The 22,817-nt window shown below is 65.2% G+C and carries 19 protein-coding genes and 1 tRNA gene; 11 read left to right on the top strand and 9 right to left on the bottom strand.

Annotated elements, in window-relative coordinates; genetic code table 11:
• Nucleotides 1–32 precede the first annotated feature (32 nt).
• From LDN95_RS01375 to LDN95_RS01360, 4 genes are read left to right on the top strand one after another with little or no spacing between them, the layout of a single operon-like run.
• Nucleotides 33–1,136: a purine nucleoside permease gene (locus LDN95_RS01375; protein ID WP_226015826.1), complete on the top strand. Its 1,104-nt coding sequence runs from the start codon at nucleotides 33–35 to the stop codon at nucleotides 1,134–1,136.
• Nucleotides 1,133–2,494: an 8-oxoguanine deaminase gene (locus LDN95_RS01370; protein WP_226015825.1), complete on the top strand. Its 1,362-nt coding sequence runs from the start codon at nucleotides 1,133–1,135 to the stop codon at nucleotides 2,492–2,494. The genes LDN95_RS01375 and LDN95_RS01370 overlap by 4 nt, the downstream gene beginning before the upstream one ends.
• A gap of 42 nt (nucleotides 2,495–2,536) precedes the next feature.
• Nucleotides 2,537–3,961, top strand: a complete 1,425-nt coding sequence (locus tag LDN95_RS01365; protein WP_226015824.1) for a uracil-xanthine permease family protein — start codon at nucleotides 2,537–2,539, stop codon at nucleotides 3,959–3,961.
• 59 nt (nucleotides 3,962–4,020) lie between these two features.
• A complete protein-coding gene (locus LDN95_RS01360) occupies nucleotides 4,021–5,937 on the top strand; it encodes an ABC-F family ATP-binding cassette domain-containing protein (RefSeq protein WP_226015823.1) in 1,917 nt (638 codons plus the stop codon).
• Nucleotides 5,938–6,003: 66 nt separating this feature from the next.
• On the opposite strand, the gene ald is transcribed toward LDN95_RS01360, so the two are convergent.
• On the bottom strand, nucleotides 6,004–7,119 hold the full coding sequence (gene ald, locus LDN95_RS01355; RefSeq protein ID WP_226015822.1) for an alanine dehydrogenase: 1,116 nt from the start codon (nucleotides 7,117–7,119) through the stop codon (nucleotides 6,004–6,006).
• Nucleotides 7,120–7,252: 133 nt separating this feature from the next.
• On the opposite strand from ald, the gene LDN95_RS01350 reads away from it, so the two are divergent.
• The 3 genes from LDN95_RS01350 to LDN95_RS01340 all read left to right on the top strand — a co-directional run bounded on the left by LDN95_RS01350 (nucleotide 7,253) and on the right by LDN95_RS01340 (nucleotide 10,475).
• Complete coding sequence (locus LDN95_RS01350) at nucleotides 7,253–7,717, top strand: Lrp/AsnC family transcriptional regulator (protein ID WP_226015821.1); 465 nt, start codon at nucleotides 7,253–7,255, stop codon at nucleotides 7,715–7,717.
• Nucleotides 7,718–7,852: 135 nt separating this feature from the next.
• Complete coding sequence (locus tag LDN95_RS01345) at nucleotides 7,853–8,965, top strand: NAD(P)-dependent alcohol dehydrogenase (protein ID WP_226015820.1); 1,113 nt, start codon at nucleotides 7,853–7,855, stop codon at nucleotides 8,963–8,965.
• Nucleotides 8,966–9,044: 79 nt separating this feature from the next.
• On the top strand, nucleotides 9,045–10,475 hold the full coding sequence (locus tag LDN95_RS01340; protein WP_226015819.1) for an aldehyde dehydrogenase family protein: 1,431 nt from the start codon (nucleotides 9,045–9,047) through the stop codon (nucleotides 10,473–10,475).
• Nucleotides 10,476–10,556: 81 nt separating this feature from the next.
• On the opposite strand, the gene LDN95_RS01335 is transcribed toward LDN95_RS01340, so the two are convergent.
• The 3 genes from LDN95_RS01335 to LDN95_RS01325 form a co-directional block, all read right to left on the bottom strand.
• Nucleotides 10,557–12,095 (bottom strand): acetyl-CoA acetyltransferase, encoded by a 1,539-nt coding sequence (locus LDN95_RS01335; protein WP_226015818.1) that lies wholly within the window; start codon nucleotides 12,093–12,095, stop codon nucleotides 10,557–10,559.
• 138 nt (nucleotides 12,096–12,233) lie between these two features.
• Nucleotides 12,234–12,659 (bottom strand): MarR family winged helix-turn-helix transcriptional regulator, encoded by a 426-nt coding sequence (locus tag LDN95_RS01330; protein ID WP_226015817.1) that lies wholly within the window; start codon nucleotides 12,657–12,659, stop codon nucleotides 12,234–12,236.
• A gap of 150 nt (nucleotides 12,660–12,809) precedes the next feature.
• A complete protein-coding gene (locus tag LDN95_RS01325) occupies nucleotides 12,810–14,579 on the bottom strand; it encodes a cation:proton antiporter (RefSeq protein ID WP_226015816.1) in 1,770 nt (589 codons plus the stop codon).
• Nucleotides 14,580–14,736: 157 nt separating this feature from the next.
• Here LDN95_RS01325 and LDN95_RS01320 point away from each other — a divergent pair, with 157 nt between their 5' ends.
• Nucleotides 14,737–15,036, top strand: a complete 300-nt coding sequence (locus LDN95_RS01320) for a hypothetical protein (RefSeq protein WP_226015815.1) — start codon at nucleotides 14,737–14,739, stop codon at nucleotides 15,034–15,036.
• 53 nt (nucleotides 15,037–15,089) lie between these two features.
• Here the strand turns inward: LDN95_RS01320 and LDN95_RS01315 are convergent, their stop codons facing one another.
• Nucleotides 15,090–15,563: a PaaI family thioesterase gene (locus LDN95_RS01315; RefSeq protein ID WP_226015913.1), complete on the bottom strand. Its 474-nt coding sequence runs from the start codon at nucleotides 15,561–15,563 to the stop codon at nucleotides 15,090–15,092.
• 65 nt (nucleotides 15,564–15,628) lie between these two features.
• Nucleotides 15,629–15,705: transfer RNA gene (locus tag LDN95_RS01310), tRNA-Arg, on the bottom strand.
• A 60-nt stretch (nucleotides 15,706–15,765) separates the two neighbouring features.
• On the opposite strand from LDN95_RS01310, the gene LDN95_RS01305 reads away from it, so the two are divergent.
• Nucleotides 15,766–16,572 (top strand): queuosine precursor transporter, encoded by an 807-nt coding sequence (locus tag LDN95_RS01305; protein WP_226015814.1) that lies wholly within the window; start codon nucleotides 15,766–15,768, stop codon nucleotides 16,570–16,572.
• Nucleotides 16,573–16,614: 42 nt separating this feature from the next.
• On the opposite strand, the gene LDN95_RS01300 is transcribed toward LDN95_RS01305, so the two are convergent.
• From LDN95_RS01300 to LDN95_RS01290, 3 genes are all read right to left on the bottom strand, one after another.
• Entirely contained in the window at nucleotides 16,615–18,180 is a 1,566-nt protein-coding gene (locus LDN95_RS01300; protein WP_226015813.1) for an AMP-binding protein, read from the bottom strand.
• On the bottom strand, nucleotides 18,173–19,015 hold the full coding sequence (locus LDN95_RS01295) for a beta-etherase (protein ID WP_226015812.1): 843 nt from the start codon (nucleotides 19,013–19,015) through the stop codon (nucleotides 18,173–18,175). The genes LDN95_RS01300 and LDN95_RS01295 overlap by 8 nt, the downstream gene beginning before the upstream one ends.
• A gap of 175 nt (nucleotides 19,016–19,190) precedes the next feature.
• Nucleotides 19,191–19,655, bottom strand: a complete 465-nt coding sequence (locus LDN95_RS01290; RefSeq protein WP_226015811.1) for a MarR family winged helix-turn-helix transcriptional regulator — start codon at nucleotides 19,653–19,655, stop codon at nucleotides 19,191–19,193.
• Between the two features lie 113 nt (nucleotides 19,656–19,768).
• Between LDN95_RS01290 and LDN95_RS01285 the strand changes: the two genes are divergently transcribed.
• Nucleotides 19,769–20,635 carry a p-hydroxycinnamoyl CoA hydratase/lyase gene (locus LDN95_RS01285; RefSeq protein ID WP_226015912.1) on the top strand — a complete coding sequence of 289 codons (867 nt, stop codon included), beginning with the start codon at nucleotides 19,769–19,771 and terminating at the stop codon, nucleotides 20,633–20,635.
• Between the two features lie 34 nt (nucleotides 20,636–20,669).
• Nucleotides 20,670–22,790: an acetate--CoA ligase family protein gene (locus tag LDN95_RS01280; RefSeq protein WP_226015810.1), complete on the top strand. Its 2,121-nt coding sequence runs from the start codon at nucleotides 20,670–20,672 to the stop codon at nucleotides 22,788–22,790.
• Nucleotides 22,791–22,817: the final 27 nt, after the last annotated feature.

The following is a 22,817-nucleotide window of genomic DNA, read 5'->3' as shown; positions in this document are numbered from 1 at the left end:
CTCCCGGCCCACTTCCAAATGCAGGAAAGCGCATGATCCGTCCGTTCCTGATTGCGCTCCTTGCAGGTTTGCTGATTTCCCCGGCCGCGCAGGCCAGACCGACGTCCGCGCTGGCCACCGCGCTCGCCTGCAAGCCCGCCGCGCCGTGCCCGGTGGCGCTGCCGGTCAAGGTCGTGATCGTCACGATGTTCGAGATCGGCAAGGACAGCGGCGATGCGCCGGGCGAATTCCAGTTGTGGAACGAGCGGCGCAATCTGTCGGTGCGCTTCGCCAATCCGCAGGCCTATCACGACATTCGCTACAACCCGGCCACGCAAGTGCTGGGCATCGTCACCGGCATGGGCTCGATCCGTTCGGCCACATCCACGCTGGCGCTGGGGCTCGACAGCCGCTTCGATCTGCGCAAGGCCTATTGGCTGGTCGCCGGGATAGCGGGGGTCGATCCGGCCGATGCTTCGGTCGGTTCCACCGCCTGGGCGCACTATCTGGTCGATGGCGATCTGGCGCACGAGATCGACCCGCGAGAGACGCCACCCGACTGGAAATACGGCTATTTCGCCTTGCACAGCAAAGGCCCGCAAGACCCGACCCCGCTCGACCCTTCGATCAATGGCGAAGCCTTCGAACTCAATGGAGCCTTGGCGGACTGGGCCTTTGCGCTGACCAAGGACATTGCGCTACCCGATGACGCGGGACTTGCCGCCGCGCGCGCCGGTTACACCGCCACACCGCAAGGGCAGCGCCCGCCGTTCGTGCTCAAGGGCGACAATCTGGCAGCGATGACGTTCTGGCACGGCGCCAAAATGAACGCATGGGCCAATGACTGGGTCAAGTTCTGGACCCATGGCAAAGGTGAATTTGTCACCTCCGCGATGGAAGAAACCGGCACATTTCAATCGATCGAGTTCTTGGCGCGCGCCGGACGGGTCGATCGCAACCGGGTATTGGTGTTGCGCGGTGCAAGTAATTATACCATGCCTCCTGCTGGAGAGGACGCGGCTGCTTATCTGCTGCGCGAAAATCAGGGGTATGCCGGGATGAAAGCCGCGCTTGAAAACCTGTACACCGTCGGATCGAAAGTGATCGACGAACTGCTGGCGCATTGGCCGCAGTATAAAGCGGTGCCACCCAAATGACGCTGACGCTTGTCACCGGGGCAAGCGCGCTCGTGACGATGGACAATGCCGACCGCGAGTATGTGGACGGCGCGCTTGCCTTTCGCGACGGGGTACTGCTGGCGGTCGGCAGTCAGGCTGAACTTGCCGCACTGCGCGATGTCGCCGATACGGTGATCGACGCGCGCGGCGGAGTGATCACGCCCGGCCTGGTCAACACGCATCACCACCTGTATCAGTCGCTGACCCGCGCCTTGCCCGGTGCGATCAACACTTCGCTGTTCGGGTGGCTCAAACGGCTCTACCCGATCTGGGCGCGCTATCGGCCCGAGGATGTCTTTGCGGCCACGCAGTTGGGGCTGGCCGAACTGGCGCTGTCGGGCTGCACGTTGTCGAGCGACCACTTCTACATCTACCCCGACGGCGTGCGGCTTGAGGATACGATCGCCGCCGCGCAAGGGCTGGGCATCCGCTTCCACGCCACGCGCGGCAGCATGAGCGTGGGCGAGAGCGCAGGCGGCCTGCCGCCTGACAGCGTGGTCGAGCGCGAGGACGCGATCCTCAACGACTGCATCCGCGTGATCGATGCGTTTCATGATCCTGCCGACGGGGCGATGGTGCGGATCGGGGTGGCGCCGTGTTCGCCGTTCTCGGTCAGCCGCGAACTGATGCGCGATGCGGCGCTGCTGGCGCGCGACAAGGGGGTGATGCTGCACACCCATCTGGCCGAGGATGCCGACGATGTGGCGTTCAGCCTTGAACGGTTCGGGTGTCGTCCCGGCCAGTATGCGCAGGAACTGGGGTGGGTCGGACCCGATGTGTGGCATGCCCACTGCGTCCAGCTTGACGCGGCAGAGATCGAACTTTTCGCGCAGACCCGCACCGGCGTGGCGCATTGTCCCTGCTCGAACTGCCGGTTGGGCTCGGGCATTGCGCCGGTGCGGCAGATGCTGGCGGCCGGGGTGCCGGTGGGGCTCGGTGTCGATGGATCGGCATCGAACGACAGTGGCCACCTGCTCAACGAAGCGCGGCAGGCGATGCTGTTGCAGCGCGTGATCGGCGGGGCGGAGGCATTCGATCCACGCGCGGCCTTGCGCATGGCCACGCGCGGTGGCGCGGAACTGCTTGGTCGGCAGGATTGCGGCGTGCTCGAACGTGGGCGCCGCGCCGACTTCGTGATCTGGCCGGTCGACGAAGTTGCCACGCTGGGCAGTTGGGATCCGGTCGCCGCGCTGGTGCTGGCGCCGCCTGCTGGCCCGCGCGACGTCTATGTCGAGGGCCGCGCGATCGTGCGCGATGGCGAACTGGTGCAAGTGCCCCGCGCCGAGGTCAAACACGCCGCCCGCGCCTCGCTCGCCTACCTCATGGAGAGCGCCTGATGGAGCGCGCCTGAACCCCGCCAAGCCCCGCCGGAGATGCCGATGACCGCCGTTGCCGCTGCCGTTGCCGATCCAGTCGCCGATCCAGTCGCCGTTCCGGTTGCCGACGCGCCCGCGATCCGGCGCGGATTGATGACGCCCGAACAGGCGCGCGATCCGGATTACTTTCCGGGTTTTGCCACGGCGATCCCGCTGGGCATCCAGCATGTGCTGGCGATGTTCGTGTCCAACCTTGCCCCGCCGATCATCGTCGCGGGGGCCGCGGGCTTTGGCTATGGCTCGGCCGATCCTTCGCCGATGATCTACATGATCCAGATGGCGATGCTGTTCGCCGGCATCGCCACGCTGTTGCAGACGGTCGGGTTGGGGCCGATTGGCGCGCGGCTGCCGCTGGTGCAGGGCACGAGCTTTGCCTACATTCCGATCATGATCCCGATCGTGGCGGGCAAGGGTGTGGAAGCGATGGCGGCGCTGGCCACGGCGGCGCTGATCTGCGGGCTGGTTCACGCCACGCTCAGCACTTTCGTCGGGCGGATACGCTTTGCGCTGCCGCCGCTGATCACCGGGTCGGTCGTGCTGATGATCGGGCTGTCGCTGATGAAGATCGGCATCCAGTATTCGGCAGGCGGCGTCACCGCCATCGGCACGCCTGCCTTCGGATCGGGGACGAGCTGGCTGCTGGCGGGCACGGTGGTGGTGGCGACGCTGGGGCTCAAGTTCTTTGCGCGCGGCATCTGGTCGACCGCATCGGTCCTGCTCGGCCTGTTGGCGGGGTACGGCGTGGCGCTGGCGATGGGCCGGGTGTCGTTTGCCGCCGTTTCCGGCGCAGGCTGGGTGGTGGTGCCGCAGCCCTTCCACTTCGGCTTTGCGCTGTCGGTCTCGGCGGTGCTGGGCTTTGTGCTGACCGGCTTCGTCTCGTCGATCGAATCGATCGGCGACGTTGAAGCGATCTGCGAAGGGACGGCCGGCCGCCGCGCGACGGACCGCGAACTGACCGGCGCGGTCGGCGCCGATGGCGTCGGCACCGCGCTTTCAGCCATCTTCGGGGCGCTACCCAACACGACTTTCAGCCAGAACGTCGGGCTGATCGCGATCACCGGAGTGATGAGCCGCCATGTCGTGACGCTGGGCGCGTTGCTGCTGGTGCTGTGCGGCTTCGTGCCCAAGGTCGGGGCGGCCGTGACGACGATCCCCATCGAGGTGCTGGGCGGCGGGGTCATCGTGATGTTCGGCATGGTCGCGTCGGCTGCCGTGGCGATGCTTTCGGGCGTCGAGTGGAACCAGCGCAACATGCTGATCTTCGGTGTATCGCTGTCGGTCGCGCTGGGTTTGCAGCTTGAACCCGCCGCGGTCGGCCATCTGCCCGAGACCGCGCGCATCCTGATGACCTCGGGCGTGCTGCCGGTGGCGTTCATCGCGGTGCTGCTCAACCTGATCCTCCCGCGTGAGACGGCGGCCGCGGGTTGATCGCCATGACCTGCAACCAAGGCGTTGGGTTTCTGCGTCACCCCTGCTAGGGGGCCGCCATGCTGACAATTTCGGACATCACCGTGCGCCTTGGCGGGCGCGACATTCTGGCGGGCGCAACTGCGGCCATTCCTCCCCGCGGCAAGGTCGGGCTGATCGGCCGTAACGGCGCGGGCAAGTCGACGCTGGTCAAGGCGATCATCGGCGAGCTTGAGCCCGACCTTGGCAGCATCGACATGCCGCGCGGGCTGCGTCTGGGCTATATCGCGCAGGAAGCGCCCAGCGGCACCGCGACCCCGTTCGAAACCGTGCTGGCCGCCGACACCGAGCGGACCGCGCTGATGGAAGAATCCGAGACTTGCGTCGATCCGAACCGACTGGGCGATCTGCATGACCGCCTGATCGCCATCGACGCCTATACCGCACCGGCGCGCGCGGCGCGCATTCTGGTCGGTCTGGGCTTCGATGAAGAAGCGCAGGCCCGCCCGCTCGACAGCTTTTCGGGTGGCTGGAAGATGCGCGTGGCGCTGGCCGCGCTGCTGTTTTCCGCGCCCGACGTGCTGCTGCTCGACGAACCGTCGAACCACCTCGACCTTGAAGCGGTGCTGTGGCTGGAAAACTTCCTCAAGGGCTATCCCGCCACACTGATCATCATCAGCCACGAACGCGACCTGCTCAACAACGTGGTCGATCACATCCTGCACCTGCAGGGCGGCAAGCTGACGCTCTATCCCGGCAACTATGACCGGTTCGAGCGCCAGCGGGCAGAACGCGCGGCGCAAGTTGCCGCCGCCAAGGCCGCGCAGGAAACGCAGATGGCCAAGCTCAAGGACTATGTCGCGCGCAACAGCGCCCGTGCTTCCACCGCCAAGCAGGCGCAATCGCGCGCCAAGATGCTGGCGCGGATGCAGCCGGTGGTGGGCATGCTCGAAGATCCGACGCTCAGCTTCGACTTCCCCAACCCGGAAGAACTGCGCCCGCCGCTGATCACGCTTGACCTTGCCAGCGTCGGCTATGGCGATACGCCGATCCTCAAGCGGCTGAACTTGCGCATCGATCCCGATGACCGGATCGCGTTGCTGGGCCGCAACGGCAACGGCAAGACCACGCTGGCCCGGCTGTTGGCGGCGCAATTGCCCGCGATGGCTGGCGCGATGTCGGCATCGGGCAAGCTCAACGTCGGCTACTTCACCCAGTATCAGGTTGAGGAACTGGCGGGCGATGACAGCCCGCTGGAACACATGACCCGCGCCATGCAGGGCAAGACCCCCGGCGCGGTGCGCGCGCAACTGGGCCGCTTCGGCTTTTCGGGCAACCGCGCGACCGCGCAAGTCGGCACGCTTTCGGGCGGTGAGCGGGCGCGGCTGGCGCTGGCGCTGGTCACCCGCGACGCGCCGCACCTGCTGATCCTCGACGAGCCGACCAACCACCTTGACGTCGACGCGCGTGAGGCGCTGGTGCAGGCGCTCAACGCCTATAGCGGCGCGGTGATCCTGATCAGCCACGACCGGCACATGGTGGAATTGACCGCCGACCGGCTGGTGCTGGTCGATGATGGTACCGCGCAGCCCTATGACGGGTCGATGGAGGATTACATCGACTTCGTGCTCGGTCGCAACCAGCCGAAGGACGCGGGCCAGTCAGGCTCTGGCGACACCGATACCAAGGGCAAGGGCGGCAATGGCAAGTTGGACCGCAAGGCAAGCGCCGCCCTGCGCGAACAGCTCAAAGGCCAGAAGAAAAAGGTGATCGACGCCGAGGGCAAGATCGTGAAGCTGACCGCGCAGATCAAGGACCACGATATCGCCATGGCCGAACCGGCACGGGCCAAGCCTGACCTCGCCAAGCTGAACATGGGCGAACTGGCGCGGCGGCGCGGCCAGTTGGCCAGTGAACTGGAAGCGCTCGAAGCGACCTGGATGGAACTGAGCGAAGCCTATGACACGGCGTTTGCGGCGGGTAGTGCTGCAAACTGACGAAAAAATGGCGGCCGGGGTCTAGCCACCCCGGCCGCCAATCTTGCTGTCGCTCTGCTCGTCTCGTCAGGCAAGCACGTCGGCAAGCGGGGTGTAGGCGTAACCGAGCTCGGTGGCCACAGCTTCATACGTGACCTTGCCGGCGTGCACGTTCAGCCCGTTGGCGAGGTGGGCATCGGCCTTCAGCGCGGCCTTCCAGCCCAGATCGGCAATGCGCAGCGCATAAGGCAGCGTCACGTTGTTGAACGCATAGGTGCTGGTGCGGGCGACGCCGCCCGGCATGTTGGCAACGCAGTAGTGGACCACGCCATCGACCACGAAGGTGGGTTCGGCATGGGTCGTGGCATGGCTCGTTTCAAAGCAACCGCCCTGATCGATCGCAACGTCGACCAGTACCGCGCCGGGGCGCATCGTCGAGAGCATCGCGCGGGTGACCAGCTTGGGGGCGGCCGCGCCGGGGATCAGCACCGCGCCGATCACGAGGTCGGCGTCGGCAACCTGTTCGGCCAGCGTGGCGCGGCCCGAATAGAGCGTGCGCGCGCGGCCTTCGAAGTGCGCGTCAAGCCGTTCGAGCACGGCCGGGTCGCGGTCGAGAATGGTCACGTCGGCGCCAAGGCCGACCGCCATCTGCGCCGCGTTGAAGCCGACGACACCGCCGCCGATCACCACGACCTTGCCCGGCGCAACGCCCGGCACGCCGCCCAGCAGCACGCCGCGCCCGCCGTGGGCCTTTTCCAGTGCGGTGGCACCGGCCTGGATCGCCATGCGTCCGGCGACCTGGCTCATCGGCTTGAGCAGCGGCAGGGCATTGCCCGCCCCCGTCACGGTTTCATAAGCGATCGCGGTCACGCCCGACTTGACGAGATCGGCGGTCTGTTCCGGATCGGGCGCCAGGTGCAGGTAAGTATAGAGCACCTGACCTTCGCGCAGTTGCGCGCGCTCGACCGCCTGCGGCTCCTTGACCTTCACGATCATCTCGGCACCGGCAAAGATCGTCGCCGCATCGGGCTTGATCACCGCGCCTGCGGCCTCGTAAGCGCTGTCGGCCGCGCCGATGCCAAGGCCAGCGCCGGTCTGGACCCACACTTCATGGCCATGCGCGACAAGTTCACGCGCGCTCTCGGGCGTGAGGCCGACGCGATATTCGTGGTTCTTGATTTCGGTGACGGTGCCGACGCGCATGATCTGTCTCCTGAACTGTTTGTGATCACAGGATAGGCCCGGGCGGTTGCAATGTCTTACCGATTTTTGTCCTTGTAGGCACGTGTGTGACAAGTTTATCCTGAATTTTGCATCATTGTCAGGAAATAATCCCATGGATCGCACCGATCGCAACCTGCTTGCCGCGCTGCAGCGCGATTCGTCGCGCCCCATCGCCGAACTCGCCGAGGCGGTATCGCTGTCAACCTCGGCCTGTCACCGCCGGGTCAAGGCGCTGGAGGAGCAGGGGGCGATTGCCGGATATGCCGCCCGGCTTGATCCGCGTCGGCTGGGTCTGGCGATGGAAGTCTTCGTCGAGATCACGCTCAACAGCCAAAGCCGTGAGGCCATGGACCGGTTCGAACGCGCAGTCGGCGATTTCGACGACATTCTGGAATGCCACCTGATGAGCGGCAGCGCTGACTATCTGTTGCGCGTCGCAGCCGCCGATCTCGTCCATTACGACAGCATCCATCGCGATTGTCTGGCGCGGTTGCCGGGGGTTTCGGCCATGCGCTCAAGCTTTTCGCTCCGGCAGATCAAGCGGATGACCGGCTACCCGGTGCACCAGGCGCGCTGAGCGGTTCGTGCGCGGCCTTGCTGATTTTAATCGATCGACTAAATTGGTTGGACGTCGCGTCCGCTTGGCGATATGGCCTTTCCCTAGGGGCGGCGGCGACCGCTTTTGAGGATTGTTGGCAAGAAGGCTCCGATGATGACCCCGACCACCACCGCTGCCGTTGCCCGAAGCGCCAACGCCCCCTTTACCATCGAGCAGGTGACCGTCGATGGTCCGCGCGCTGGTGAAGTGCTGGTGCGGATTGCCGGTGTCGGCGTGTGCCATACCGATCTGGTGTTTCGGGATCAGTTCGATGCCTTTGCCAAGCCCGCTGTGCTCGGCCACGAAGGCGCCGGGGTGATCGAGGCGATCGGCGAGGGTGTAGAAGGTCTGGCGGTCGGCGATCAGGTCGTGCTCGGGTTTTCCAGTTGCGGCGGCTGCCCCCGCTGCGACGAGCACTTGCCCAGCTACTGCGTCAACTTCGTGCCCCTGAACTATGCGGGCTTCCGGCTTGAGGATGGGACGAGCGGGCACACGGTTGATGGTGCGCGGCTGTCGTCGCATTTCTTCGGCCAGTCCTCGTTTGCGACACTGGCGGTCACCCGCGCGCGCAATGTCGTGAAGGTTGGCGACACCGCGCTGCCGCTGGCCTTGCTCGGACCGCTGGGCTGCGGGTTCCAGACCGGCGCGGGCGCGGTGCTGAAATCGATGGCGGTCAAGGCGGGGTCGGCGCTGATCGTGTTCGGTGGCGGCCCTGTCGGTCTTGCCGCAGTGATGGCGGGCCGGATTGCGCAGGCCGCGCAGGTCATTCTTGTGGAACCTGTGGCCGCGCGGCGCGAAATCGCGCTCGAGATCGGCGCGACCCATGTGATCGATCCGGCAGCCGGCGATGTCGGCACCGCAATCCGTGCGATCGTGCCACTGGGCGTCGATGCCGCGCTTGACACCACCGGCAACGTCGGCGTGATCGAGACTGGGCTGGCCAATCTGGCCGCGCATGGCGTGATCGGCCTTGTCGGCGTGCCCAAGGACATGACCGCATCGTTCAGCGTGAACATCGCCGCGCTGATGACGCCGGGGCACCGCATTCTGGGCATCATCGAAGGCGACAGCGAGCCGCAGACGTTCATTCCCGAACTGCTGGCCTATCAGGCGGCCGGGCTGTTCCCCTTCGATAAGCTGATCAGGACGTATCCGCTGGCCGAGATCAACGCCGCGATCGAGGCGCAAGCGCGTGGCGAGGTGATCAAGGTCGTGCTGGTTCCCTGAAGGTCAGCGCCGGGCCCGTTCCGGCTCCCGCACGTTCAGATCAATTCGCCGACAATCCAATACCAACCGGAGAGTGACCATGGTTTTTGATGGACCCTATCGCATGTTGATCGGCGGCGAACTCGTCGCTGGCAGCGCTACGTTCGATGTTCTCAATCCCGCTACCGAAGAAGTGATTGCGCAGGCTCCCGATGCCACCCCGGCCGACCTCGATGCGGCGGTTGCCGCCGCGCGCGATGCATTTCCGGGCTGGGCTGCCACTCCGATTGCCGATCGCAAGGCCAAGCTTGTCGCGCTGGCCAATGCGGTGTGGGGCAATGCCGATGCTTTTGCCCGCCTGTTGACCAGCGAGCAGGGCAAGCCGCATAGCGAAGCCACCGGTGAAGTGATGGGTGCGGGCTATTGGCTGCAGGCCAACACCACGCTCGATCTGCCCGAAACGGTCAACGAGGACAGCGACGACCGGATCAGCATCACCCGCCATGTGCCGCTCGGCGTGGTCGGTGCCATCGCGCCGTGGAACTTCCCGATGATTCTGGCGATGTTCAAGGTCGCGCCGGCCTTGCTGGCGGGCAACACCATGGTGCTCAAGCCTTCGCCGTTCACGCCGCTGACCACTTTGCGCTTTGCCGAACTGGCCAAGGACATTCTGCCCGCCGGCGTGCTCAACGTGGTTACCGGCGGCGATGCGCTGGGGCCGTGGATGACCGCGCATCCGGGCTTCGACAAGATCAGCTTCACCGGGTCGACCCAAACCGGCCGCCGCGTGATGGCCTCGGCCGCGCCCACGCTCAAGCGCGTGACGCTGGAACTGGGCGGCAACGATCCGGCGATCGTCCTGCCCGACGTGAATGTCGAAAAGATCGCCGAGCAATTGTTCTGGGCGGCTTTTACCAACAACGGCCAGATCTGCATCGCGACCAAGCGCATGTATATCCACAAGGACATCTACGAGCCGCTGCGCGATGCCATCGTCGCCTATGCCAGGACGGTGAAGGTCGGCGACGGTGCCGAGCAGGGCACGCAGATTGGCCCAATCAACAACAAGCCGCAGTACGAACGCGTGCTCGGACTGATCGAGGACGCCCGCGAAAAGGGCTACAAGTTCCTGCTTGGCGGCGAAAAGGCAGACGTGCCGGGCTATTTCGTGCCGATCACCATCCTCGACAACCCGCCCGAGGACAGCCGCATCGTGCAGGAAGAACAGTTCGGCCCGGTGCTGCCGCTGATCAAGTTCGACGATCTCGACGACGTTATCACCAAGGCCAACGCCACCGACTATGGCCTCGGCGCGTCGATCTGGTCGGCTGACGAGGATCGCGCCTATGACCTTGCGCAGCGCATCCAGTCGGGCACGGTCTGGGTGAACGAGACGCAGCACCTCTCGCCGCTGGCCGCGTTCGGCGGGGTCAAGCAGTCGGGCGTCGGCGTCGAAGGCGGGCTGGAAGGTCTGCTTGAATACACCAATGCCCAGACGCTGGTGCGCAAGAAGAAGCCTGCCTTCGCGTAATCGCCGTTCAAGTTTCGGGAAATCCGAACGCCGGCCTGCACATTGGTGGCAGGCCGACGTTTCCTTGTATCAGGCGGCGTATCAGGCGGCAAAGTTGAACAGGTTGCGCTTGCCGTCAAATCGCACCGAGACGGTTGCTCCAAGCGGGTCGGTCTCGGCCGCTTGGGCAAGGGTTTCGGGGTCGGCGGCATTGGCGACAAAGCGCGAACCGTCGGCAAGGTGGCCAATCGCGATGGCCGACGCCGGAACGCCTTTGGCGCGCCAGACGGTGTAAGTCTCGATCGTGCCGTTCCCATTGGCTTCGGCCACCGGTGCGATATCGGCCACCGTATCGAGCGCTTGCTGGATCGGGTCTGCCACCAGCGGCCGCCATGGCGCGGGCGTTCCCGACAGCACCAGCGCCGCGTATTTCGACTGGAACCCGCCATTGGCGCCGACCAGACCGAAACTGCCGCGCGCCTCGGTGCGCAGCCGGTCGACCATGCTGGCGATGGCATGCATCGAATAGTTGTTCCCCGCCCCGCCGAAGTACGGCAGGCCGCCGGTCACGGTCAGCCCGCGCGGATCATCGGCGGCAAGGCCCAGCCCCTCGATGGCGGCGTTGAACACCGGGATCGGAAAGCAGCTGTAGAAATCGAATGCGGCAAACGCGTCGATCCGCTTGCCCGAAATCGCCAGCGCTTCGGCAATCGCGGCGTTGGCGGCGGGATAGGCATCGAGCGCCGGGCGGGCCAGCACTTCCTTTTCCTGCGCGTGGGTTGCGGCGTGCACGAAGGTCCAGCGGTCCTCGGGAATGCCCGCTGCGCGCGCCGCGCCGACGCTCATCAGCAACACGGCCGCGCCCTGATTGACCTGATCGCGTGAGACAAGCTTGATCGTGTAGGGATCGGTTACCAGACGGTTGCGCTCGCCGGGGGTGGCGATTTCGTCGGCGCTCAATGCCTGGCTGGCGGCGCTGCTGTAGGGATTAGCTGCCGCAACCGCAGAGAACGGCGCAAACAGCGCACCCATGGCCAACGCATAGCTGGCTTTGTCGAGCCCCAATCGCGCGCGGCGGGCGTTTTCCATCAGGGCATAGGCGATCGGCGGGGCGGTGATGCCGTGCGCGATGGCGAGCGGCGAGAGCAGGCCCTTCATGCCAAAGCCGTGGTCGTCAATCTCGCCGTCGAGTGCTTCGGCCCAGTCGCGCACTTCGCCCTTGCCCGACAGATAGCGGGTGCTGGAGATGGCCTCGGCACCAAACACGAGCGCGGCCTCGCTTTCGCCTGCCAGAATGCGGTCGCCCATCTCGGCAAGGATCGTCACCGGCGATTGCCCGCCGACTTTTTCCAGCACCGCGCGCGATGGTGTGATGCCAAGCCGACGGGCTATGGCGAGCGGGAACTTGTCGGGTTTGCCGAAAGGGGAGGGGGCGGCGTTCGAATCCTCGAACGTGCGCACCGCGCCGACAATCTTGACCAACCCGCGCGCGATTTCGGCCACGCCGCTGTCGGCCAGCGCCGCATCAGCGGCCCGCGCGGCCAGTTCGGCCGCCGAAACGCCCTGATAATCAGCCGCTTCAATGCGTTCGACCGACTGGCCGACGCCGACGATTACCGGAGTCCTGTCGCTGATGGTCATGGCCTTGCTTGTCCTCTGCCAGTTGCCGGAGCGCGCGGTCCTGCGACACGCCTTTCCCCCTTTCAAAGCGGCAAGCGGACGGTCTGGCAAGTGATTTTAAGCAGGCGATTAAACCCTGCGGCGCAGTGCCGTATCTGCTCAGGCCACCCGCGCTAGCAAACCCGCCAGCGCGATCCGTTCGGCATCGTCAAGACGCTGTTCAAGCGTGCCGTGGATCGCCGTTGCATAAGCCGGCCACATCGCCTGGCGGGCGGCGCGACCGGCGTCGCTCAACTGCACGATCTGTCCGCGGGCGTCGCCGGGGCAGGTCATGGTGTGGACCAGCCCGGCGCGCTCCATGCGCGTGAGCAGGCGCGACAGGTTGTATTGCTCGATCCCCAGCCAGCGCTGCAGATCGCGCGGACGGCTGGGTCCGCGCCGTTCCACCTCAAGCAGCACATCGTACCATTCGAGCGGGGGGAGCCCGGCGCGGCGCAATTCGCGGCGGACGGCGCGGGTCGCCTCGCGCCCGGCGGTGAGCAGGCGATCCCAGGCAAGGACCGTGATGGCGGCTGGTTTGATCATGCGCAACAGGGTAGCGGCGGTGCGCAAGGGGGCAATTCCGGTTGATGCCGGTGCATGCGTTAACCAAATGGTGGCAGGCCAACAATGCACCTGCATCGAAGCGCCGATGCACCTGCATGGGAATGTCCATGCATCAGCATCAAGCCTGGGTCAGCCGGGCTCGGCCGTCTCGACGGGAACGGCTTCGGTGATGATGCGGTCGCGCGCGGTGCGGATGTCACCGCTCTCGATTTGCAGATCCAGCCTTTCACGATCGCGCGCGCGGAACAGCGTTTCGGCGCGGTTGATCGCCTCCTGGCTGACCCCCGCACCGGCGAGGGCTCCGCGAGCAAGGGCGATTGCCGATTCCATGGTTTCGCGCACGACCAGCGTGGCGGGCCCGGTTTCCAGCTTGATCATCCCGCGCCGGTCGAACACCCGCACATAGATCGAGGCTTGGGGAAATGCCTCGTGCACCGCGTCGAGCAGGGCGGGTTCGACCTGATCGCCATCGATGCAGAACAGGATCATCTCGGCCTCGGCAGCACCGGCTTGACGCAGCATGTCGAGCCGGGTGCCATCGCCGAAATAGACCTTTGAGCCGAAGGTAGCGGCTGCGTCGATCATTTCGACATCGCGGTCGATCAGCGTCACCGCGATGCCGCTGGCCAGCAGCATCTGACCCGCCGCCTGCCCGAAACGGCCGTAGCCTACGATCAGTGCGTTGGCACAGTCACCGCCGGGAGCCTCGCGCTCCTCGCCCGGACGCTGCGGTTCTTCGCGGAAACGGCGCGTGGCGGTCATCAGGAACGGCGTGGTCGCCATCGACAGCGTGACGACCGCGCCGAACAGACTTGCGGCCTGCGGGGCGATCAACAAGGCGTGTGCCGCCTGCGCAAAGAGCACGAAGCCGAACTCGCCGCCCTGACTCAGCAGCAAGCCAAGTGCCATCGCGGCGCGCCAGCCCATCCCCGAAAGCCGGGCAATGCCGAACATCACCAGCGCCTTTACCGTGATCAGCAGCGCGGCCATGCCGACCACGAACAGCGGATCGCGCGCGATCGCGCCCAGATCGAGCATCATGCCCACGGTCAGGAAGAACAGGCCGAGCAGGATCGAACGGAACGGTTCCACGTCGGCTTCGAGTTCGTGGCGATAGGGCGTGTCGGCCAGCATGACCCCGGCCACGAATGCGCCAAGGGCCGTCGACAGCCCCAGCGCCTCCATCAATCCGGCCGAGGCCATCACGGTGAACAGCGCGGCGACCACGAACATCTCGCGCTCGCCCAAGTTGCCGATCAGGCGGAACAGCGGCCGGATCACGAAGCGTCCCGCCAGTACCAACCCCAGCACCGCGCCCAGCGTTTCCAGCGCCAACAACCAGCCCGGCGGGCCTCCGGCGTCAGCCGGGTTGCGGCTGAGCGCGGTGGTGATCGTGATCAGCGGGATGATCGACAAGTCCTGAAACAGCAGGATGGCAAAGGCGCGCTCGCCAAAGCGGGTCCGCATCCGCCCCGAAGATTGCAGCATCGGCAGCACCTGCGCGGTCGAGGACAGCGCCAGCGGCAAGCCCAGCACGATCGCGGCAGCTACGGTGAACCCGGTGGTCAGCCAGACCGCGCCGGCCACCGCCAATCCGCACAGCGTCACCTGCAACAGGCCAAGGCCGAGGATGTCCTTCTTCATTCGCCATAGCCGCGACGGATCAAGTTCCAGCCCGACAAGGAACAGCAGCAGCGTGATGCCGATCTCGCCCACGCCCATTTTCTGCTCGGCCTCGCCGACCAGACCCAGCACATGCGGCCCGACGACAGCGCCCGCCAGCAAGTAGCCAAGCGTGGCGCCAAGGCCCAGCCGACGGAACACCAGCACGAAGATCAGCGCAAATCCCAGCAAGAGGAAGCCATCATGCAGGATCGAGACCGAGTCGCCTGAATTCATCCGCGTAGTGCTCCATCGGATAGGTGTCGCTGTCGGACCATCAGCGGCTTGTCGGCCGGGCTTGTCGCAGCGTCAAGCCAAGTCGGATCCGTAACGCTATTGACATCAATGTAGGCAATCCAGAGGATGCAGACCGGAAACATCATGGGAGAGTGAAATGTCCGTATCAGGTACTTACGAAGTCGTGGCGAAAACCCCGATGGGCGATCAGAAGTCGACCCTTACGGTCGTTGCTGACGGGGCAACCTTTACCGGCAGCAATGCCGGGCCGATGGGCACGCAGGCGATCAGCGACGGCACCGTCGATGGCAACACCATCGCGTGGAGCGTGCAGGTCACCGTGCCGCTGCCGATGAAGCTGGATGGCAAGGCCACGATCGATGGCGATACCATCAGCGGTACCATCACCGCCGGCGCTTTCGGCAGCTTTCCGCTCAACGGAACGCGGGTCGGCTGATTCGACTGCCGGGCGCGGGCGATGTCCGCCCGCGCTCCGGTTGGCGCTTGTGCTCATCCACGCTCGGAAAAGCGCTTCAGCGTGCCCGAGAAGGCGAGTACCGAAACACCCGATTCGGTCGTTATCGTCCCGCGCGCGAAAACAACGCTGCGTCCGCCGCGTACCAGATCGCCGCGCGCCAGCAAAAGCTCGCCCGCCTGAGCCGGGCCGACGAATTCGCAATTCATCGTCACGGTCACGCCGTGCATTTCGGTGCCGCCCGAGCCTGCGATCATGAACAGGCTGAAATCGGCAAAGGTCATCAGGCTGCCGCCGTGGATCATGCCATGGCCGTTGCGATTATTGGGGCCGGGCCGAAAACCGCAGACGATGCCTTGTTCATCGCGCCGGACGTAATAGGGTCCGGTGGCGTCCTCGAACGGGTCGGTGCCGTTCCACTTCCACCATCCGGTCCATTCGCCCTCGGCAATCTGGCGCAAGTTTCCGGCAAAGGGTGGTTGGTCGGCAAGTGGCAACGGCGCGGTCACATCGGTCAAGAGGCCAGCTTTCAGGTCAGGGCCCAGTTTCAGGGGCAGGTGCGGTGGCAGGAAGGTGGCGCGCCCTGCAGGACTTGAACCTGCGACCACCCGCTTAGAAGGCGGGTGCTCTATCCAGCTGAGCTAAGGGCGCGCAACCGAAAATCCCCATAAGGCGGCTTTGCGCGGCATGCAAATCGCGTTAGCAAGTGTCATGACCGAACCGACCCCAGACCACATCCATACCCTGTCGCGCATTGCCGGCTCAGATGGTGCGCGGCGGCATTTCCGCTATTTCGACTACATGATGGCAGCGTTCGTCGGCATCCTGTTGCTGTCGAACCTGATCGGTGCGTCCAAGCTGACCAGTGTCGGTGGATACACCTTTGGCGCGGGCATCCTGTTCTTTCCGGTGTCCTATGTACTGGGCGACGTGCTGACCGAGGTCTATGGCTATGCCCACGCGCGCCGTTGCGTGTGGGTCGGCTTCTTTGCCCTGCTGTTCATGGCGTTCATGAGCTTTGTGGTCGTGGCGATGCCGCCGTCGGCGACCTGGGGCTGCGCATCAAGCGGCGACCCATTGTTCGCCGACGTGGTCAAGGCGACATCGCCGGGCGCCGTTTGCCAGACGACCTACGTCTCGGTGTTCGGCAGCACCTGGCGGATCGTGCTCGCGTCGGTCATCGCGTTCTGGGCGGGCGAGTTCGTCAACAGCTTCGTGCTGGCGCGGCTCAAAATCCTGACACAGGGCAAGTACCTGTGGACCCGCACGGTCGGCTCGACGGTGTTCGGTCAGGCGGTCGACAGCGCCCTGTTCTACCCCATCGCGTTCCTTGGCACCTGGACCACCCACTCGGTCCTGACCGTCATGGTCACCAACTGGGGGTTCAAGGTGCTGTGGGAGGTGGTACTGACTCCGGTGACCTACGCCGTGGTCGGCTTCCTCAAGCGCCGCGAAGGGGTCGACGTGTTCGACACCGACACCAACTTCTCCCCCTTCGCCAAGACCGGCCCCGCCTGATCGGCCAGTTGGCGAAAGGGGACATTTGGGGGAACAGCGCGATCAGTTGACGGCGCGATCCAGTCCGCCCCAGAACTCTGCGCGCATCGTCTTCTTGTCGAACTTGCCGACGGCAGTGCGGGGCAGGGCGTCCTTTATGAACACGTGCTTGGGTGCCTTCACGCTGCCCAGACGCTCCTTGGCATGGGCGATGATCGCTTCGACCGAAGGCGCGGTGGCCGGATCGATCACCACCAGCGCGGTGACTGCTTCACCCCACTTTTCATCCGGGATGCCGATGGCCGCGCATTCCAGAATGCCGGGCAATTCGGTCACCGCGGCTTCCACTTCGGTGCAGAACACGTTGAACCCGCCGGTGACGATCATGTCCTTCTTGCGGTCGACGATGTAGTAAAAGCCGTGTTCGTCGCGTCGGCCGACGTCGCCGGTGTGGTGCCAGCCATGCGCCCATGTCTCCTCGCTGATTTCGGGCAGCTCGAAGTAGCCGCCGCCAACGATACCGCCACGCCCGACGATCTCGCCCACTTCGCCGGTGGGCAGGATGTTACCGTCGTCGTCCATCAATTCGACCCGGCACGAGTACGATTGCTGTCCGCAACTGGCGAGGCGTTCGGGATGATCGCCCGCCGCAGCGGCCGCCACGACTTCGGGCGACAGCCAGGTGGCGACGAGGTGGAACTCGGTCTGGCCATAGCTTTGGCACATGCACGGCCCGAACACCTCGACCATCTGGCGCAGCTTTTCAGGCGCGCAGGCCGACCCTGCCAGCAGGAAATAGCGCAGCGAGGAATAGTCGCAGTCGCGCACGCGCGGATGGGCGAGCATGGTGTAGACCGCCGTAGGCGGCAGGAACGTGTGCGTGACCTTGTACTTGACGATGGCCTCCATCACCTCGTCGGCGTCAAACGCGGGCAGCACGACCACGGTACCACCCATCGCGATCCCGGCCATGGTGAACGGACCTGCGGCATGGGTCAGCGGTGCGGTCGCCAGAAACACTGGCGTGCCCTCGACCGCCATGACGTTGCCGATCGTTTCCAGCATCGTGCCCCAGCTCCGGTTGAGCACGCGCACACCCTTGGCCGGGCCGGTGGTGCCGCCGGTGGCGATGATCGCGGCCAGCTCCTCGCCATTGCCGGTGGGGTCGCCAAGGTCGGGGACCAGCGGAGAGCCTTCGGGCAGCATGAACTCATCGAGCGAAGGGTTGCCGGCATCGCTCTGGTCAAGGCAGATCAGCGTGTGGATCGTCGGCACCTGTCGCGCGACTTCAAGCGCATCGGCGCTGTAGTGCGAATGATAGAACAGCCAACTCGCCCTCACGTACGTCAGATAGGCGATGTTGTCGGGCAGAGCGTTGCGGGTGTTGACAGGAATCCATGCCGCGTTGGCGCGCCACAGCGAAAGCATGGCTGTCAGTACCGCGGGATGGTTGGGGCTCATCACCGCAACCGCTTCCTGATGCGCAAGGCCCTGTGCCAGCATCGCCCCGGCGACGCGGTGGGTCAGTCCCTGCATTTCCGCGTAACTGATGTCGCGCCCATCGGCCACCAGCACGGTGCGGTCAGGGTAAAGCGTGGCCGAACGGTCGAAATAGTCGATGTTACGCATTGGTCTTGCCTGTGATGTGTGCGGTTTCGGCGGCGGTGGAAGCGGGGCCGGTGTTGCGCTTGACCAGTCCGGCAACAAGTGCGGGGCCCTTGGCGAACGGTTCGGGATCGCCCTCGCGCCGTTTCAACCCGAACAGCGGGCTCATGCCCGGAATGCGGCCAAGCCCGCCATAAAGGTCGAAACCGCGATCGACCCAATCGCGCAGCGGATCGTCCTCGGCCAGTGGCGGCGTGTCTGCAACACTGGCGCACCACAGGAAGACAGCGAGCGCGCGATAGTCGGCATAGCTCGGGGTTTCGCCACCAAGCCAAGGCGTTTCGCGCAGCACGCCGCGCAGCAGTTCGAGTTCGGGTGAGACTTGCGCCAGCTTGTCCTCGCGCCCGACGATCAGGTCTTCCATCGGTGCACCCCACATCCGGCGGCGCGATTCGACGATGTAGGGGATGTCGTGGGCAAAGCAGCGGTCACGGTACTGCACGGCAAAGGCGCGCGCCCACACGCTGACCGCTGTCTTCCATAGCCACGATTCAAGGAAGTGGGCGAGGTGCTTGACCGATGGGTCGCCGATCAGCGTCGGCCGATCTGGATACTTCTCGTCAAGGTATTCGGCGATCAGCCACGAATCGAGCACCCAGTGCCCATCATCGACGATGACCGGCAGGCGTTCCGACCGGCCGCCGGTCCGTTCCAGGATGCCGATGAACCCGCCATCGACCACGTCGAGGTCAAAGCCCTTGTGCTTGAGCGCGTACTTGGTTGCCCAGACGAACGGGCTGGTCGTGCAGCCGCTGGCGTGCTGCAAGTCAAAGAACGTGATCGTGTTGTTGATTGCCACAGGCTCAACTCCTCTTCCCCGCCGCAGGCCTTCCCGGCTCTGGCCCTGCGCGATGGCACGCGGGCTAACGACTTGAGCCATTCCTAAATATTGTTAGCAAGACATACAAATGGTATTTCGGGAAAAGTGAAACCTTGGGGCGATTCCGTGGCTCGGATCGGATGGAGGCGGTGGTTCAATCCTCAACCCACAGTCCGGTCAGCGCCGGAACCAGATGGTCGCGATGCGCAGCCGGAATGCGGGCAAGCAGATCGTCCTCGAAGGCGGTGGTGATGGCGTCGGCCTCGGCGCGGCGGATCGCGCCAAGCGCGGTGAGCAGCACGGCCTGCGACTTGCCGTCGATCGGGCGGCGTTCGATCAGGCCCGCCGTTTCAAGCCGGGTAAGCAACGGCACCATGTTGGCGCGCTGGATGTCGAGCGTCCGGCCGATCTCGCTTGCGGTTGCATCGGTGCGTTTGTCCAGCAGCAGCAGGACTGAGGCTTCGGCAATGCGCAAGTCGATGGTGGCAAGGCGGCGGGTCAGGTCGGCCATCATCGCGTTGGCGGCCCGGCGCAAGGCGTAACCCGGACGGTCGCGCAGCGGATCGGACGAAATGCCGCGAAGCGAGGCGGTTTCGGTTCCGGCGCTGGTATCGTTCATCCGGTCTTGCCCTTTGAGGTGTGCAGAGTGATTGTTATTGACAATAGCATTCTTGTCCTTATCTCCCATAACATATTTCAGCCCTGATGCCAGATTTGAGCGAAGAGGACGCCATGACCGAACAGAAGATCGAGCGCGCGGAAGAAGATACCGTTGCTTTCACCGTCGCCGACGGGATCGCTTGGGTGAAGTTCAACCGCCCCGAAAAGCGCAACTGCATGAGCCCCAAGCTCAACCGCCAGATGAAGAAGGTGCTTGAGGAACTGGAATTCCGCGAGGACGTGAAGGTTCTGGTGCTGACCGGCGAAGGCGAAGCCTGGACGGCGGGCATGGATCTCAAGGAATACTTCCGCGAAACCGAAGCGCAGGGCCTGTGGGCGATCCGCAAGTCACAGCGCGAATCCTACGGCTGGTTCGAGCGGTTGCGCTGGTATGAAAAGCCCACGATCGCGATGATCAATGGCTGGTGCTTCGGCGGCGGCTATGGTCCACTGTTCGGTTGCGACATCGCCATCGCTGCCGAAGATGCCCAGTTCGGCCTGTCCGAAATCAACTGGGGCATCCTGCCCGGCGGCGGTGCGTCGAAGGTGGCGCAGGAACTGATGCCGTTCCGCAAGGCGATGTACCACGCGATGATGGGCGAAAACCTGTCGGGCAAGCAGGCCGAAGCACAAGGGCTTGTGACCGAGGCGGTCCCGGCCGACAAGCTGGAAGAGCGCGTGCTCGAAATCGCCAACGCGCTCAAGAAGAAGGACGGCAACGCCCTTCGCGCGACCAAGTGGACGATGCGCCGCGTCGTCGACATGACCTACGACAACGCGCTCGATTACCAGATTCGCGCGCAGGAAGCGCTGCACAGCTTTGGTGGGGCCGCCGCGCGCAAGGAAGCGACCAAGCAGTTCCTTGACGACAAGACCTTCAAGCCGGGCCTTGGCACCTTCGATGCCAGCAAGGTCAACACGAGCGGCGACCAGCACTGATCGCGCGACGGCAACGATAACGGGAGAGACGGGCATGACGGTCGAGGCGGGGCGCTATTCGCGCGAGCAACTTTCGCGGCTGCTGCGGCCGCGTTCGGTGGCGGTTGTCGGTGCCAGCGACAAACCCGGTGCGCTGGGTTCGACGCTGATCACCAACCTCGACCGGGCCGGGTTTTCCGGGCCCGTCTATCCCATCAATCCCAAGCGTGAGGCGATCGGCGAGCGGCGTTGCCTCGCATCGGTCGCCGACCTGCCCGACGGTGTGGACGTGGCCGTGCTGGCGATCCCGCGTCCGGCAGTGCTCGATACCGTGCGGGGCCTTGCCGTGCGCGGCGTAGGCGCGGCGATCGTGTTTTCGGCAGGCTTTGCCGAAGATGGCGAGGAAGGCCTTGCCGAACAGGCCGAGATCGGCCGCATTGCCCACGAAACCGGCATGGTGGTCGAAGGACCGAACTGTTTGGGGCTGGTCAACCACGTCGACCGTATTCCGCTGACATTCGTGGAAAGCTTCACCGAGCCACCAGCGGGGCGTCGCGCGGTGGGCGTCGTCTCGCAATCGGGCGCGATGGCGGCGGTGTTGGGCACGACGCTGATCGCGCGCGCGGTGCCGACCAGCTTCTCGGTCTCTACCGGGAATGAGGCCGCGAGCGGGGTCGAAGACTATGTCGACTGGTTGATCGACGATCCCGATACCCACGTCATCGCCATGATCGTGGAGCAGTTTCGCAAGCCAGCGCGGTTCCTGGCTGCGGCCAAAGCCGCGCGCAAGGCAGGCAAGCCAGTGGTGCTGCTGCATCCCGGAAAGTCTTCTGCCGCGCGCGAATCCGCTGCCACCCATACCGGGGCAATGGCGGGCGATTACAAGCTGATGCGCACCAAGGTGGCGCGCGCCGGAGTGGTCTTTGCCGAAAGCCTGCAGGAACTGGCGGACATTGCCGAACTGCTGGTGCGCTGCCCGCCGCTGCCGCGCCCCGAAGTGGCCGTGCTAGGCGAATCCGGCGCGTTCAAGGCGCTGACGCTCGATCTGGCCGAAGGGCTGGGCTTGCCGCTGGCGCACCTGACCAACGACAATGCGCCCGCCTTGCGCGCCGCGCTGCCGCCGTTCGTGCCGGTCAGCAATCCGCTGGACATCACCGCGCAAGGGCTCAGCCAGCCATCGATCTACACCGAAGTGCTGGGCTCGTTGCTCGATGACGACCGCGTTGGCGGCGTTGTCGCTGGGATCATCCAGTCCGATCCGATCACCGCCGATATCAAGGTGCCCGCGATCCTCAAGGCGCTGGAAGGTCGCACGCTGACAAAGCCGCTGGTCTTTGCCGGTCTGGACGAAGGTGCGCTGATGCCCGACCACTACATCGCCGCATTGCGTGAGGCCGGAGTGCCGTGGTTTCCCACCACTGAGCGGGTGTTCGCCGCGCTGGCCCGGATCGGCGCGCAGGATGCGCCGGCCGACGCCGCGTCAGCCACTCCGCTTGGGTTACCGGCGCTGGCAGACCATGTCGGTGTGATCCCCGAATATCGGGCCAAGGACTTGCTCGCCCCGCTCGGCGTTCCGTTCCCCAAAGGTGCCTTCGCTGCCAGCGCAGGGCAGGCTGCGACCGCTGCGGCGCAAGTCGGCTTCCCGGTGGCGATGAAGGCGCAGGCCGCCGCGCTCAGCCACAAGAGCGATGCAGGCGGGGTCATCCTCAACCTCGGCGATGCCGATGCCGTACGCGCCGCATGGGACAGGATGCACGCCAGCGTCGCAGCCTATGATGCCGCCATCGCACTCGACGGCGTACTGATCGAGGCGATGGGCCCGCGCGGAGTTGAAATGATCGTCGGCGGCAAGAACGACGCCGATTGGGGCGCGGTGGTCCTCGCCGGGTTCGGCGGGGTGACCGCCGAAATTCTGCAGGACGTACGGCTGATCACGCCGGACATGAGCCACGCCGAAGTCGTCGCTGAACTGGGCAAGCTCAAGAGTGCCGCGCTGCTGGCCGGGTATCGCGGTGCACCCGCGCTGGACGTTGCGGCGCTGGCCGACCTGATCGTCACCGTTGGGCGCGTGCTGGAAGGCAACCCGACGCTGGCCGAACTCGACCTCAATCCGGTCATCCTTTACCCGCAAGGGCAGGGCGTGATCGCGCTGGATGCGCTGATCTACACCGGGTGAACAGGAAAAGGCGCGGGTTGGCAGAGC

The sequence above is a fragment of the Novosphingobium sp. FKTRR1 genome, from assembly GCF_020404405.1.
In the GTDB taxonomy this organism is placed as follows: Bacteria; Pseudomonadota; Alphaproteobacteria; order Sphingomonadales; family Sphingomonadaceae; genus Novosphingobium.
This window is presented reverse-complemented; position numbering and strand designations above follow the sequence as displayed.